Here is a 15,697-nt window from a genome sequence, read left to right as displayed (position 1 = left end):
AGGCTATGGGCGATGATGTCACCCTCTTTTATGTTTTGCTCTTTTTTGCGGTTGTCTTTATTTCTCAGGCACTGATATTACCGGCCGCAGGGAGTAAAGCGAAACATAAAGAACTCTCGGAGAGGTTAAAGGAATCTCAGTCTAATCTTGATGAAGACACGCGTTCGCTTCTTCATGAGCATTATTTAAAGAGCTTAACGCCAACAGACAGAAAGCTTGTACAGATAAAATTTCTCTCTAATTTGAAAAAGAATATTGAGCTTTCTGGTTACGATTGGACACTCATTCAGACGCTCACGGTGACTTTTTTGATTGCCTCTAGTTCATCGATGGTTTTGATTTTCATGGGGCAACCATGGTTTGTTGAAATCGCCGCTTTCTTCGGCTCTTGGGTCTTGATGCACATGATGATCCAGAGAAAAATATCCCAACGGCTTGCGACATTTGAAGAACAGTTGCCAGATGCTCTCGATATTATGAGACGTATGCTTCAAGCGGGTCAGCCGGTGACTCAGGCCTTTAATGAAGTTGGCAATGAGATGCCCGCGCCAATTGGTATTGAGTTTAAAAACACCTTCAACTTACTCAACTATGGGTACGATATGCGCCTCGCGATTATGCAGATGGCGGAAAGAACACCGACTGTTTCTATGTTGGCGTTTTCTAGTGCGGTGCTATTGCAAAAAGAGACGGGAGGAAACCTGTCTGAAAATCTAGAAAAAGTCTCTCATGTGCTTAGGGCTAGATTTAAATTGCAGAGAAAAATTAAAACCATCTCAGCGGAAAGCCGGTTGTCTGCGTGGATACTGGTGTTGTCCCCGTTCATCCTTTTTATCTTCATGTCGCTCATTAACCCTACGTACGTAGAGCCATTGTATGAAGATCCGAGAGGAATGACCTTAGTCAGTGGTGGGATAGTCAGCCTATTTTTGGGTTCGATATGGATCCGAAACATCATCAACTTTGAGGTGTAACATGGAACGCCTCCTCGATTTTATTAATTACATAGAAATAGACGATGAACTGTTTTTCTTGGGTCTCATTCTCGTCTCTACCAGTTTGTCGATCATGACCGTCGCGTTCATCTTTTTTGGAGTGAAATCTCCGATTAAGAGAAAACTAGAAGAAATCAGGAATGAATCGGGTGGTCAAAAGCTGAAGAAATCTCGGAAAATTGATAATACGCTAGAGTCGCTAGCGCCCATGATGACACCTTCAAACTCGAAAGAGCGTGAAAGTGTTCGCCATCAATTGATGCATGCGGGATACCATGAAGCGGATGCGCTAACCCTCTTTTATGCGATTAAAATATTCAGTTTCATCATCGGTGTGATGATGGCGGGTGCACTGTACTTTTTTGTTCCAGACATGAGTAATCTAAGGCTAGCCATGATTTTCAGTGTGGCGTTTGGTGTGTTTGCGCCTAACATGGCGCTCAATCGTATGGTCAAAAAACGTCAATCAAAAGTGCGAGGAGGAGTCCCGGATGCTCTCGACTTGCTGGTGGTGTGTACCGAATCGGGTCTCGGGTTTAATTCTGCGCTACGAAGAGTCGCGGATGAGTTGATGATTTCTCATCCAGAATTTGCTGACGAGCTAGATACCGTGTGTGGCAAGATTAAAGCTGGGGTTGAAATGTCGGATGCTTTTGATGATCTCGTCGAGAGAACGGGCGTGGAAGAAATTACCGGCTTAGTCAAAATGTTAGCGCATGCGTCACGGATCGGTGGGAGCATTTCCCAAACGTTACGAGAATATACCGAGGATTTTCGTGATCGTCGCAATCAAGAAGTTGAAGAAATTGCCGCAAAAATTCCAACAAAAATGATTTTTCCGTTGTTGCTCTTTATCTGGCCATGCTTTTTTATCGTCGCAATTGGGCCATCCATGTTGAGTCTCACATCAACGCTAGGTCAGTAAGGAGTGATTATGAAAGGATATCAAACACTAACGAGCATGGCGTTGTTTTTATTATTAACGGCTTGTGCGAGCGAACCTGAAACGCCGGGCTTTGAAGCGACTTTATACGATGGACGGCCAATTGATACGCTAACATCGGATGCCCCACCGCTTAATGAAAAAGAAGCCATTATGCGAGGTGATATTGCGCTGAGCAGAAATAATATCGATTTGGCACTCTATGAATACATACGATCGCTGTCGTTTCCTGAGAAACAATACCATGATCAATCTTTGTATAATATTGGGCGGATCCATGAGTCTCGTGGCAACCTTACATTAGCAGGTAAAGCCTATTCGATCGCGTTGGAAGAAAATCCAAACAACATCAAAGTGCTTGAGCAGCTTGGCAGTATTTACACAAAACAAGGCGAGGTAGATCTAGGGTATAGCTATTACTTACGAGCCCTTAATGCGGATCAAGTGCGTCTCAATAGTGTTATAACACTTAGCCAGGATGATCTCGTTAACCCCGAAGACGTTGCAGCGCTGCACATTGATAACGTATCCCCCGCGAACGCTTATATGGGATTAGGTGTACTAACCGATGTTAAAGCGAATCATGTGTTGGCTCAGACTTTTTATAAAAAGGCATTATTGATTGATCCTCGTTCGGTGAAATTGCAAATAAACACAGGCTATTCGTATTACATGTCGGGCGATTACAAAACAGCGTTGAGATACACCTTGTCGGCATTAGAGCAGGAGCCGGATAATGAAAAAGCACAGAATAATCTGGCGTTAATCTACCTAAGCAAAGGAGAGATTAAGCGTGCAATCAACGTCTTTATGCGTCAAATGGAGGCCGCTGAAGCATTGAATAATGTCGGTTACTTCCTCATTCTTCAGGGGAAACCAGACAAAGCAATACCCTATTTACAGCAAGCGATCGATAAAAAGCCATCTTACTATAAGGTGGCCAACGAAAACCTCGAAAGAGCGTTAGCGGAAGTCAGAGTGAAAGAAGGTATGGATGAGGCCTCTCAGTAAGACTGTATTTGCGCCAGTTAATGTATACCTTTAAACGAATGCGTTTATTTGCGTTCGTTTATTTGTATTCGTTTAGTGATAGAGGGTAATGAACACAAACGAGTAGGAGAGCCACAGTGCAGGTCGCATCAAGCCGCTCTCCTACTATAGTTTTATTAAACCAGTCCTAACAACACACCAGATAAAGCAAAGAAAACAACCATCCAAACAATCGGCAATTTGAGTTGTTTTAAAAGAAAGAGTCCGACGACGACGAATGCCATATCCCACCCATTGAAAATAGCGCTGGTAAAGACCGGTTGGTACAGAGCCGCAATCAGCAAACCCACCACCGAAGCATTCACGCCACTGATTGCTCCTGATACGCTGGGTTTACTGGCCAGTTGCTGCCAATTTTTCAGTACCCCAAGTAGCAGCAAAAAACCCGGTAAAAAAACAGCAACAGTGGCAACGATGGCACCGATAACAGGGCTTTCAGGTAGCATTTCGTAGCCAATATAAGTAGCAAAGGTAAACATTGGCCCTGGAACGGCTTGAGCGGCTGCATAGCCAGTGAGAAAAGCATCTGAGCTTAATTGGTCGCCGACAATATTTTGCAGCAGTGGAAGTACGACATGGCCGCCGCCAAATACTAGGCTCCCCGCTTGGAAAAAATCACTGAATAGAGCAATACTCTGGATCGAACCAAATAAAGAAGGCGTGACAAAAGGCACGGCAAGGAATACAACAAACAGGGCCAACGGCCATATTGATGGCTTAAATGGCGAAGAAGCATCCAGGTTCGGTTTTGCTAAGTACTTCACCCCAATGAGTGCCGATATGAATAACACTAGAATTTGGGTCGCAATATTGGGCATAACCAAGAGCGCGACGGCTGTTGTTATGCAGAGGGCGACGGTTAACGTCTGCTGGCAAAAGTTTTTATACATTCCCCAAGCCGCGTCCGCGACAACCACAACGGCAAGCAGCTTCAGACCATGGATTACATTTTGAAATAAGGAATGTTCCGTCAATTGACTACTGAGAGCAGCGAGCGCGAGCATAATAAAGATAGAAGGCAGAGTGAATCCTAAAAAGGCCATGCATGCCCCGCCTATTCCTCCTCGTTTATAGCCGATAGCAAACCCAACTTGGCTCGAACCAGGGCCGGGTAAAAACTGGCTAAGCGCAACGATTTGTGCGTATTCTTGGTCGTCTAACCACTTTCGTTTTTCCACAAATGCATTGCGAAAATAGCCTATGTGAGCCGCAGGGCCACCAAAACTTATCCAACCTAAAGCAAAGAAGATTTTAAAAATAGATAACATCATTTATCTCGACATGATTTGTTGACTAAATAGATTCTGCAACACTGTATTGAATGTACTAAAATGATTCAAATTAATAGTTTTAATCATAATTATGAATTATATGGGATAGCGAGTTAGTGAGTGAAATAAACTGGAAAAACATCGATTTAAATTTACTGGTCACCTTTTCACAGTTGTATCAGTACCGCAGTGTCAGCCTAGCAGCCGAAAAGAGCTTTGTCAGTCAGTCTGCGATGAGCCATAGTCTGTCACGCTTGAGGGGACTCTTTGACGACAGCCTATTTGAACGAAAAGGGCACAACATGGAGCCCACGGAATATGCCCATCATGTTGCTCCTGTTATTTCTCGATTACTGGACTCGATTTCATCGGAGCTTTTGGCCAAAGAGCGATTTGATCCTGAAAAATATGGCGGCGTGTGCCGTATCGGGTTAACCGACTACGCTGAGTTTATTTATGCGCCCGTTCTTTATGATGCGATTCGTCATAGTGCGCCAAAAGCACAGGTCAGTTTTATCAATGTAAATAGAAACAATTACATCAAAGTCGTAGAGCAAGAGAAACTGGATGCGGTGATTGGCAGTGTGATTCAAGTGGATGAGCAATTCGAATCACAAAAGCTCTATACCGAAAAGCACGTGTGTTTATATGATCCGCTTCAGGTTGATGTGGCAGGTAAACTGACGGTCGACGCGTTTTCACATATTGATCATGCACTCGTGAGCTCAGATGGGGTGCTTTCAACACAGGTGGATAAACGGCTTGAAGCCCTGGGGTACACTCGCCAAGTGACCGTTGCATCACGTAATTTCCTGACCATACGCAGTTTACTTAAAGGTCGTCGTTTGGTTGCTATTGTGCCTGAGCTTATGGCAAAAACAGATGCATTTAATGACCGTTTAACGACAACACCACCACCTATCGAGGTGCCAGATTTTGACATATCGTTACTGTGGCGAGTGAGCAAGCAAAAAGACGACAAAAACCTCTGGTTACGTAACCTTGTTTGTCAGGTTGTAAAGGCTCATAACACGGTTTAGGCAAAGCTGTTTATTTAGTCAGCGCGTACTGCATGACATAGTTTCAGTTACTCATTCGGTTGCTGAGGAAGTAGGCACTGGTAACCTAGCCATAGCTGAGTTTTGAGTTCTGTTGCTTGCTGTATTTGCGGGTAAATATCGACGCGTTGTTTCACTTTGTTTGTAATGAAGAATATACACAATACAGATAAGCTAATGATCACGGCATGCTGATAGAGAGTTGCGTGGTGCATCTTCTTAGGTGTTGGCTTCATACTCGCCCAGTACATCGCTATGCTAAACGCGCCAAGAAGTTGGCTGATAGGAGAGTCCAACACGCCTGAGAACAGGCTATAACTCAAGCCTATCATTAGGCTAAGGCCTGTTACCCTAACCATTTGATTTTTCGTTTTAACGACAGAGCGAAAACCATAAATCAATAAAATAAGATAGGCGAAAAGAGGGATAAGCCCCCAACTTATGTGGCTCCAATTTGATCCACTGGAAGGCTGAGAAAAACTTTCCTTTAAACAAATAAATGAATCGCCACCCAATCCCCAAAAGCTAGTCCGTGAGAACGCTTCTAGCCACAGTGTCACCTGCCCAGAAGACTCTGTTTTTATTGTACTCCAGGTAAATGCGTTGCCATACAACACCCACTCAGGCACGGGTGAGAGTAAGAGAAATTGAAATACGGCTCCAAAAATAATGGATTGGATTAAGAGCAGGGTGATCTCTTTACGCCAATTTCCCTCTAGCCAAGCCCATAGTAAAATAGCGATAACTCCAACGGTCGCAATACCTTGAGCATCGGTCGCTAAAATGGTGGTGACATTAAGCGCACACAGAATTTGCATCGCGTAGTGGTAATGTTGCTTACGTGTACAAATGATGGTTAGGTAGAAAATAGGAATTAACACCCATATTTGTACTTGATTGATAAATCTCGGGTTTAAAATGGAATGAATCGAATCAGGCAGTTGGTAGTAAGCTCTAAACCAAAATACTGAAGCGATGGATAAGAATAAGAAAACAGAAATCCAAGAAAAGTATTGGTACACCAAAACGCGATGCTGCCGCAGTATGGGAACCAAACACGTTGCGACAATCGCCAACCCTAATACATAAAAGAAATTCTCTTGCGCACTCCAAACATAGACTCGTTGCCAGTTTGCAATGGCCGCAAAGGTAAATAGGCTCATGACGAGTATCGTACACAGTGGGGTGACGATGCTGAAAGTAGACCAGAAAGAGAGTCGATGATTTTTAAATAAAGTCAGACCAAGACAAAAGACAATAATCACAGCACAAACAAATAGTCGCTTCGAATCATACATCCAAAGCGATGCCCCGCGAGTCATCACGGTATTAAAGCTAAAAAATAGACAACCGATAAAAATACCAGAAAGCAGTATTCTATTGGGTAACTGTGCTTGTTTCATACACCCTTACTAAGCATTGCTTGTTATAAAAGTGTAGACCAATCTTAACGGACTTATTTTAGAGAATATTGCTCAGTAATGCATCGATGGTTTGGTGGTGTTCAGGCTCGACGCCCGCTAGATTGCCATATTTTGGGGCATGTCGATCATTTTCAATTGGGAAATTCCAACCAAGGGTATGATCAATGAAATTCTTAGCAAAGGTTTCGGAGATCTCTAAACATCCTGCCAATACCGTATCGACATAGGTCAGCATAATGGGGCTCAATGAGCAGGGTGGCTCCGGTTTGTCTTTTACGTAGACCCAAATAACGGAATCGTCTTCGAGTTGGTAATCGTTTGAAGAGAGAGTACTTACTTCGACTTGTTTTGGATTGACCTGAATGCGATGGTAGCCTCGTTCTCGACGATCAAAATCAGCCAATGCGACGTCGTCAATTTTTAGCAAGACTCCGTTAACTTTCCCTTCACCTTTATTGACAACAAGGGGAGACAAAATATAACTGTCGTCAATCTTGCCCCAATACCTAACCAATCCATTCACAATAACAGGGATGGTTTTCCCTGTTTGTCCGGTTAACTTTCTTGAGGCTGAGTTCATTAAGCTACCATAGCCAAAAATGTACATTGATTCTCTCTCCTTCGTTATACATTGATGTTGCCAATTCGACGCTATCACGTCTTATTCAAAATGACTAATCTTCACGATGTCAAAAGTAATCTATAGAGTCATAGTGACACTAAATTAAGGTGTCATTATGACTCTTTTATTCTTAGTCTGTTGCTTGTTCTGTTGAGTGATAACGCATCTAAGATTGGCTCGATAAATGCTATCTACTTACTATTATCATTATTCACACCGTTGCCCTTGTTGGTAACTAGGTCGTTTAGGAGTTGATTTGCTCAATATTACCGATAAAAAAGTAGAAGAAGCGATCCCTGCTTATTTGCGTTTAGGTTTTCGTCCGTTTTTTTTGCTGGGAAGTGTGTACGCTGTTATTGCAATCGCAGTTTGGGTTTGGATGTTTCAAACCGGCCAACCGCAAGCGCTGAGGGTTCCCTCGCTTTGGTGGCATGTGCATGAAATGTTGTTTGGTTTTGCTATGGCAATTGTGGTGGGTTTTGTATTGACTGCCGTGCAAAACTGGACGGGAATAAATGGCACTAAACACCATCGTTTAGCGATATTAGTGCTGCTCTGGTTATTACCAAGAGTGTTGTTTTGGACACCTGCTCCTCTTTGGTTGGTGTCTGGCATTGAAGCTCTGTTTCTAGCGTTTGCAGCCTTTGAAATTACTACTCGGGTTGTTAAAGCGAAAGGGTGGCGCAACCTATTCTTCGTACCGTTGTTTATTCTTGCTATTGCCGCCAATTTCGCGAGCTATGCGACGATCAAAGGATTGCCACCGTTCCCATCGTCTGCGGTTTGGCAAGCGATGTTGTGGTGGTTTGCCATACTGTTATCTGTAATGGGAGGACGGGTCATTCCATTTTTTACCGCGAGACGCTTCAATTTTGAAAAATCACAGCCACTTGCTTGGTTAGAGTGGGGGGCAAATGTGCCTTTGGCGGGGTTGTTTATTCTCAGTTTTTTCCCATTAACGTTTGCTCAACTAGGCCAACCGTTAATGATGATTGCAGGGGGAGCCCAGTTAGTGCGCGTTATGCGTTGGAAGCCTTGGTTAACCTTAAGTGAGCCTTTAGTCTGGTCGTTGCATGTCGCGTACTTGTGTCTACCCATAAGTCTGATATTACGCGGCCTGATGCAAAACCCGTTTGTTAGCCACAGCCTCATACACTTGTTTGCCATTGGAGCTTTGGCTGGCGTTATTTTGGCAATGATTGCGCGAGTCACTATGGGTCATACCGGACGTGACATTTACAAAGGACCCAATATGACGGTCGCGTTTGTTGCATTAGTGATGGCGGCGTTGATTCGAAGTGTGGGCGTGTCATTCTTCCCTGAACAGTTAATGATGATGGTCAATATTAGCGGTGGGTTATGGATCTTGGCATTCGCCATGTACATCGTCCGATTTGGTCATATGTTGCTGAAACCTAGAATTGATGGTCATCCAGGGTAACGACATGACTTCTATTTTTCGAAATAGGGACTTTTGAAATAGGGACTTTTAAAATAAAGGCTTAACAGATTATAGATGTTAAGCCTTTACCGTTTGTGTGCTGAATTATCTATTCGATCAGTACTTTTTAGACGCTAACTGACCTGTGATAACTGAACGACTTTTTGCTGAACCGTCGCATCAACATAATGCTGAACCGCCTGTTGTTCCTCTTGATCTAGGTATAATCCCAGTTTAGTACGGCGCCATAGAATGTCTTCTGAGGTGCGAGCCAGTTCATGTTCAATCACGTAATCCACTTCTCGCTGGTAGATCCCGTGTGCCTCTTTAGAGAATTGAGTGCCCAAATCGGCTTGGCTTGTCGTGCCTTCAAGAAGCTTGCGAGTGTCGGTACCAAATTGGGTAACATAGCGAAGGATTAACGCTTCAGGTAACCATGAATACTGGGCATGAATGGTGTGAGCGAGTTGCTCTCTGGAACAGCTAAAGTTCCCCCCAGGCAGGCTGTGGGCTGCTGTCCATTCTTCGCCCATATTGCTCAGGAAAGGCTTAAGTTTATTCATCGCCGCTTCACCCAGCTTACGATACGTAGTGAGTTTGCCGCCAAAAATGGAAAGCAGGGGCGTTTGATTACTTTTTGATTCAAGCTCTAGCGTATAGTCGCGGGTAATAGCTTGTGGAGAATCGGATTCATCGTCACACAGCGGTCGAACCCCGCTGTAGGCCCAAACAACATCCTCAGAGCTTACTTGAGTGACAAAGTGCTGATTCACCACATCAATGAGATAATCGACTTCATCGTCGGATATAGCCACCTCACGTGCATCGCCTTGATATTCCACATCGGTTGTTCCAATGATGGAAAACTTATCTAAGTAAGGGATCATGAAAACAATGCGATTGTCTTTATTTTGTAGAATATAGGCTTTCGGTTCATCGTGAATTCTTGGGATGACAATATGAGATCCTTTGATCAATCGAATATTGCGAGGGGAGGTTTGCTCTAATCCATCATCAAAGAACTGCTTAACCCAAGGCCCAGCGGCATTGACCAGCGCCTTTGCCTTTCGCTCAAAACGCTGATCGGTTGTCACATCATGGATTGTCACGTGCCATAGTCCATCTTTTCTGTGTGCTTTTTCAACTCGACAGTAATTACGTACATCGGCACCGTTTTCTTTTGCGGCCAAGACATTCAACAAGACCAAACGAGCATCGTCCACCCAACAGTCTGAGTATTCAAATCCTTTTTTTATCTCTGATTTAAACAACCCAGATTTTGCCAAGTCGACAGATTGACTGGCGGGTAGGGTCGTACGTTTGCCTAAGTGATCGTAAAGGAATAGCCCACAGCGAATCATCCACGCTGGGCGTAAAAAGGGACGGTGAGGCAAACGAAAACGCATAGGAAGGGCGATATGTGGCGCTTTCTTCAGAATCACTTCTCGCTCTGCTAGCGCTTCTGAGACTAAGCGAAATTCATAGTGTTCAAGATAACGCAGACCACCATGAATCAGTTTCGAACTGGCTGAAGAGGTCGCTGATGCAAAATCATTGGCTTCATAGAGGCCCACAGATAAACCTCGACCTGCTGCATCGGCGGCGATCCCTGCGCCATTAATCCCCCCGCCAATAATGATCATGTCTAGGGTTGTCGTGTTATTGTGTTGAGTACTCATGTGTTATGCCTCTTTGTGAGCGAACGAGCATTTTTGAACATAAAGCAATCGTAACTCAGGTTTCGTTTGTGATCATCATTTATTTTCGTTAATGCGCGTTTTGTCTAATTTAGAAACAAACAGAGTGGTTAGATATGAAATAGAATGGTTTGGGCATAAAAAAACCTCTAGCGTGTGCGTAGAGGTTTAAAGTGATAGCCGTTGAATATTGCTATCATCAAAAGTCATCGCGTACTCGATCTAGTTTTCGACCACTTCAAGTGGAATGGAGTGCTCTTTCAATATGCTAGAAATCGCTTTCGGCGGCTCTTTATCGGTGAAGAGCATGTGGAGTTGTGACACATTGCCAAGCTTAACCATGGCGTTGCGACCAAACTTGCTGTGGTCAATAGCGAGGTAAACGCTACGGCTATTTTCGATGATGGCTTGTTTTACTCGCACTTCATGATAGTCAAAATCCAGTAGTGAGCCATCATAGTCAATGCCGCTAACACCCAGTATGCCGAAATCTAAGCGGAATTGTTTGACGAAGTCGAGCGTTGCTTCACCAACGATGCCGCCATCTCTATTGCGCACTTCACCGCCAGCCAGAATGACATTAAATTCTGGATTGGGTAGCAAAATGGTCGCGACATTCAGGTTATTGGTGACAACTCTTAATCGTTTATGGTTCTTATTGAGCGCTCGAGCGATTGCTTCGGGTGTCGTGCCTATATCGATAAAGAGCGTTGCACCGTCTGGGATGTGCTTAACCAGTTCATCAGCAATAACATCCTTCTCGTTGAAGTTCATGTTCTTACGAGTGTTATAAGCGGTGTTTTCTGAACTCAATGGAATCGTTGCTCCACCATGGTAGCGCCTAATCTTATTTTCATTGGCGAGCTCATTCAGATCGCGTCTTATTGTTTGTGGGCTAACATCAAACTGCTCGACGAGTTCTTCAGTGCTGACATAGCCTTGTTTTTTTACCAGTTCAATGATCTGCTGGTGTCTTGGTATTTGTTTCATTGATGACCCCTAGTCTTGAGCGTGGACGGTTGAATATCGCTTCAAGATTATATTTGGGGTTATTGTGCGTGAGAGCGCGTGAACTTTGAAGAATAGATAGGTGATTATTTGTCTTAAAACGCAAAAAGAGCGCGTAACAGCGCTCGTTTTAATCATAAAGCGTGACTAGTCTTCGAGATCGCGCAATTCTGACCAAGCTTGTGTGCATTTAATGGCACGTTTCCAACCTTTGTATCGGCGATTTCGTTTCTCTTCGTCATGATGTGGAATGAAGCTTCTATCGAGTACCGCCTTTCCTTTCAATTCATCGACGCTCCCCCAGTATCCCACCGCCAAGCCAGCCAGATAAGCGGCACCAATTGCGGTGACTTCAGTGACTTCTGGCCGGTGGACTTCCGTATCGAGTACGTCCGATTGGAACTGCATCAAGAAGTTATTGGCAACAGCGCCGCCATCGACTCTAAGTGACGACAGTTTAATTCCAGAGTCTGCTTGCATGGCATCTAAAACATCACGGGTTTGGTAAGCAATACCTTCGAGTGTGGCGCGTATAATATGATTTGAGTTCACGCCACGTGTTAGGCCAACAATGGTACCTCTTGCGTACGCATCCCAATATGGGGCACCTAATCCAGTAAAAGCAGGTACGACATAAACACCATTAGAGGAGTCGACTTTAGTGGCGAAATACTCTGAATCTTTAGCGTCAGACAGCAGCTTCATTTCGTCTCTAAGCCATTGAATAGAAGCTCCGCCCATAAAGACAGCCCCTTCAAGCGCGTAGGCTGGCCCACCGTTAGGGCCACAAGCGAGCGTAGTAAGCAGACCGTTTTTAGAGGAGACCTTGGTTTGCCCCGTGTTCATTAATAAAAAACAGCCTGTCCCGTAAGTGTTTTTCGCTTGCCCAGCTTCCACACACATTTGGCCATAAAGGGCCGCTTGCTGGTCTCCTGCGATGCCTGCAATAGGAATTCGTGTTCCGCCTTTACCTCCAATGTTGGTCTCGCCATAGATCTCTGAAGAGCGTCGTGCATCGGGCATCATTGACGCAGGTATACCTAACTCGTTTAAAAGTTTCTCATCCCATGTTAAATCGTTGATATTAAATAGCATGGTGCGAGACGCGTTGGTGTAGTCGGTCACATGTACGCGGCCCTGAGTCATTTTCCATACTAGCCAAGTATCCACTGTTCCAAACAGAAGTTTACCCGCTTCGGCATCTTCTCGTGCGCCTTCTACATTGTCGAGAATCCACTTTATTTTTGTGCCGGAAAAGTAAGGGTCAAGAATCAAGCCGGTCGTGTCTTGTACATATTGCTCCAAACCACGTTCCTTGAGCTCTTCGCAAATGCTAGCCGTGCGTCGACATTGCCAAACAATGGCGTTGTATACGGGCTTTCCGGTCTCTTTATTCCAGACAACCGTCGTTTCGCGCTGGTTGGTAATGCCAATGGCGGCGATTTGATCACTACGAATGCTCGATTTTCCTAGAACTTCAACGAGGGTCGCACTCTGTGTCGCCCATATTTCAAGTGGGTCATGTTCAACCCAGCCGCCTTTCGGGTAAATCTGAGTGAATTCACGTTGAGAAACACTGACGATGTTAGCGTCATGATCGAGAATGACCGCGCGAGAACTGGTTGTTCCTTGGTCTAACGCAACAATGTATTTCTGCTCAGCCATGATAAGTTTCCTGTTGTTTTATCATAGGTATCTTAATTGATATGCTTATGATTAAAATTATCGTTAAAGCCATATTGTGCACGTTTGGATGAAAACGAAAATAAACGAACTTTAAAAGTGAGCGTTAGCGCGTTATTTTTTGTTAACTTAAAGTGTTTTATTGTAAAGGATACGTGTCGTTATAAGTTTAGGCTGCAAAAGAAGAAAGAAGAAAGAAGAAAGAAGAAGGACGAAAGATAAAAGACGAAGCCGGGATAGATCTAGCCAGTCGAAATAACAAAGTAAAACAAAAACAGCCTCACGAGGAGGCTGTTACAAAATTAAACCAGATGCGATCTCATTAGTTGTTGCTGTGTAGCTCAGAGTTCAACTCAACCGCTGATTTGTTTGCTAGGCACTCAATTTGACCCGTCACAGAGTTACGACGGAACAGAAGATCAGAAACGTCTGCCAGGTCACGAGCTTTGATGATTTCTACTTCGTTGCCTTCTTTGTCTAGCATGCGAACTTTCGTTCCTGCTGTTACATAGAGGCCAGATTCAACCGTACAGCGATCACCCATTGGGAAACCCAGCCCTGCATTGGCACCAAGTAGGCAGTTCTCACCAATAGAGATAACCATAGTACCGCCACCAGATAGCGTTCCCATAATAGACGCACCACCACCGATATCAGAACCATTACCCACGACAACACCAGCAGAGATACGTCCTTCAACCATGCTCACGCCTTTCGTGCCAGCATTGAAGTTAATGAAACCTTCGTGCATAACTGTCGTGCCTTCACCCACGTGCGCACCCAGACGAACGCGTGAAGTGTCAGCAATACGGATACCTGTTGGTACAACGTAATCGACCATTTTAGGGAACTTGTCTACGCAATCGACACTCAATGCACGACCCGCTAAGCGAGCTTCAATTTGACGCTCAGACAATTCTGGAAGATCGATAGGGCCTTCGTTTGTCCATGCAATGTTGTGCAGCAGGCCAAAAATGCCATCCAGAACCGTACCGTGCGGCTGAACTAAACGGTTAGAGATAAGTTGTAGCTTTAAGAATCCTTCGGCTACTGACTGTGGTTTTTCGTCTGTCGCTAATATAACTAATATCAGTGGTTGCTCAGAAGACGCTGCTTTTTCTGAAAAAGAAGCATTAGCTACGTCGCCATTGGCAGCAAAGGCCGTTGCTAGTTCGGCACTTTGTTTTGCTGAGATTTCGATTGCTTGGTTGCCTTGCTCGTAACCAGAAACCGCTGCAAGAGCATTCACCAGAGAATCACTAGGATTCAATACTGGATTAGGGAAGAACGCTTCAATGATTTTCCCGTCACGATTTTTAGTTGCTGTACCAAAGGCAAGTGCAAAGTTAGCCATAGTTATCTCCATGCGTATATTCGGTTATGCGGTGAGAAGTTTCACTGCTTTATATTTGATGCTGTCCATCATAGTGAGAGGCTTACAGACTTTAAAGCCCTAAAGAAGAGAAAGTCTGTAAACCGATATGTCTTGTCTTATTAGAGATATGTTTGCCCATTAAGAAAATAATGTTTATCAGACAGTGCGCGGCAGACAAAAGAAAACCCGAAGCAATGCTTCGGGTTTTGATTAAGACTTTACTTATTACTGATTGGCGTGCGCTTTGCGCTATAGCTTTTCGCTTTATATGTTCTCTTTAAAGAGAGTCCAACCATATCACCCGTTTGAGCTCGGGTGTTGCCTCTACTTAAGTAGAGAGACCGAATCAATTACTTGCTAAGGTCGCCAGCGTGCTCAGATAAGAACGCTGCAACACCTGTAGGTGATGCGTCCATACCTGCTTTGCCTTCTTCCCATTGTGCAGGACAAACTTCACCGTTCTTCTCGTGGAAGTTTAGTGCGTCTACCATGCGTAGCATTTCGTCGATGTTACGACCTAGTGGAAGATCGTTCACTACTTGGTGACGAACAAGACCGTCAGCATCGATTAGGAAAGAACCGCGGAAAGCAACACCAGCTTCTGGGTGCTCAACGTCGTATGCTTTACAGATTTCGTGTTTAACATCAGCAACTAGAGGGTATTTAACTTGACCGATACCGCCATCTTCGATAGCAGTGTTACGCCATGCGTTGTGAGAGAATTGAGAATCGATTGAAACACCGATTACTTCAACGCCTTTCGCTTGGAAATCAGCAAGACGGTTATCAAAAGCAATCAGCTCAGAAGGACAAACGAATGTGAAGTCTAGTGGGTAAAAGAAAACAACGGCTTTTTTACCTTTAGTAAACTCAGCAAAGTTGAAGTTATCTACGATTTCACCGTTACCTAGAACTGCTGCTGCTGTAAAGTCAGGGGCTTGACGTCCTACTAGTACCATTTTGAATCTCCTAAAAAGTGGTTGTCCAAACATCTTTGTTTGGGCTTTCGTTTCTACGCGACAAACTATAGTACAAAAGTTACTATAGAAAAAAGCGAATTAAATAGATTAAGTTAATCGATAAAAGCGATGAGTCTTTATCGATTGTTGCTATTACAGAAACTTCTAAAA

The 15,697-nt window shown here is 44.2% G+C and carries 13 protein-coding genes; 5 read left to right on the top strand and 8 right to left on the bottom strand.

Annotated elements, in window-relative coordinates:
- Positions 1-5 precede the first annotated feature (5 nt).
- Genes QF117_RS17830 through QF117_RS17820 form a run of 3 tightly spaced genes read left to right on the top strand, consistent with a single transcriptional unit; the run spans position 6 to position 2,949 of the window.
- Positions 6-974, top strand: a complete 969-nt coding sequence (locus tag QF117_RS17830; RefSeq protein WP_282387310.1) for a type II secretion system F family protein — start codon at positions 6-8, stop codon at positions 972-974.
- A 1-nt stretch (position 975) separates the two neighbouring features.
- On the top strand, positions 976-1,920 hold the full coding sequence (locus QF117_RS17825; RefSeq protein ID WP_282387309.1) for a type II secretion system F family protein: 945 nt from the start codon (positions 976-978) through the stop codon (positions 1,918-1,920).
- Between the two features lie 9 nt (positions 1,921-1,929).
- Positions 1,930-2,949 carry a tetratricopeptide repeat protein gene (locus QF117_RS17820; protein ID WP_282387307.1) on the top strand — a complete coding sequence of 340 codons (1,020 nt, stop codon included), beginning with the start codon at positions 1,930-1,932 and terminating at the stop codon, positions 2,947-2,949.
- Positions 2,950-3,104: 155 nt separating this feature from the next.
- On the opposite strand, the gene chrA is transcribed toward QF117_RS17820, so the two are convergent.
- On the bottom strand, positions 3,105-4,256 hold the full coding sequence (gene chrA / locus QF117_RS17815; RefSeq protein WP_282389518.1) for a chromate efflux transporter: 1,152 nt from the start codon (positions 4,254-4,256) through the stop codon (positions 3,105-3,107).
- 119 nt (positions 4,257-4,375) lie between these two features.
- Between chrA and QF117_RS17810 the strand changes: the two genes are divergently transcribed.
- A complete protein-coding gene (locus QF117_RS17810) occupies positions 4,376-5,299 on the top strand; it encodes a LysR family transcriptional regulator (protein WP_282387306.1) in 924 nt (307 codons plus the stop codon).
- 47 nt (positions 5,300-5,346) lie between these two features.
- Here the strand turns inward: QF117_RS17810 and QF117_RS17805 are convergent, their stop codons facing one another.
- Positions 5,347-6,720, bottom strand: a complete 1,374-nt coding sequence (locus tag QF117_RS17805) for a hypothetical protein (RefSeq protein ID WP_282387304.1) — start codon at positions 6,718-6,720, stop codon at positions 5,347-5,349.
- Between the two features lie 58 nt (positions 6,721-6,778).
- On the bottom strand, positions 6,779-7,348 hold the full coding sequence (locus QF117_RS17800) for a gamma-glutamylcyclotransferase family protein (RefSeq protein ID WP_282387303.1): 570 nt from the start codon (positions 7,346-7,348) through the stop codon (positions 6,779-6,781).
- 271 nt (positions 7,349-7,619) lie between these two features.
- On the opposite strand from QF117_RS17800, the gene QF117_RS17795 reads away from it, so the two are divergent.
- Positions 7,620-8,804: an NnrS family protein gene (locus QF117_RS17795; RefSeq protein ID WP_282387301.1), complete on the top strand. Its 1,185-nt coding sequence runs from the start codon at positions 7,620-7,622 to the stop codon at positions 8,802-8,804.
- 134 nt (positions 8,805-8,938) lie between these two features.
- Here QF117_RS17795 and glpD read toward each other — a convergent pair whose 3' ends face one another.
- From glpD to QF117_RS17770, 5 genes are all read right to left on the bottom strand, one after another.
- The gene (gene glpD / locus QF117_RS17790; RefSeq protein WP_282387299.1) at positions 8,939-10,483 is read right to left on the bottom strand and encodes a glycerol-3-phosphate dehydrogenase; all 1,545 of its coding nucleotides are present in this window, start codon (positions 10,481-10,483) and stop codon (positions 8,939-8,941) included.
- A 240-nt stretch (positions 10,484-10,723) separates the two neighbouring features.
- The gene (locus tag QF117_RS17785; protein WP_282387298.1) at positions 10,724-11,491 is read right to left on the bottom strand and encodes a DeoR/GlpR family transcriptional regulator; all 768 of its coding nucleotides are present in this window, start codon (positions 11,489-11,491) and stop codon (positions 10,724-10,726) included.
- 165 nt (positions 11,492-11,656) lie between these two features.
- The gene (gene glpK, locus QF117_RS17780) at positions 11,657-13,174 is read right to left on the bottom strand and encodes a glycerol kinase GlpK (protein WP_282387297.1); all 1,518 of its coding nucleotides are present in this window, start codon (positions 13,172-13,174) and stop codon (positions 11,657-11,659) included.
- Between the two features lie 340 nt (positions 13,175-13,514).
- Positions 13,515-14,546: a 2,3,4,5-tetrahydropyridine-2,6-dicarboxylate N-succinyltransferase gene (gene dapD / locus QF117_RS17775; RefSeq protein WP_282387295.1), complete on the bottom strand. Its 1,032-nt coding sequence runs from the start codon at positions 14,544-14,546 to the stop codon at positions 13,515-13,517.
- Positions 14,547-14,917: 371 nt separating this feature from the next.
- Positions 14,918-15,526 (bottom strand): peroxiredoxin C, encoded by a 609-nt coding sequence (locus tag QF117_RS17770; RefSeq protein ID WP_282387293.1) that lies wholly within the window; start codon positions 15,524-15,526, stop codon positions 14,918-14,920.
- Positions 15,527-15,697 lie beyond the last annotated feature (171 nt).

Origin of the sequence: Vibrio sp. YMD68 (assembly GCF_029958905.1) — a bacterium.
Lineage (GTDB): Bacteria > Pseudomonadota > Gammaproteobacteria > Enterobacterales > Vibrionaceae > Vibrio.
Note: the sequence above shows the minus strand (reverse complement) of the source record. Positions and strands in the feature narration are given on the sequence as shown.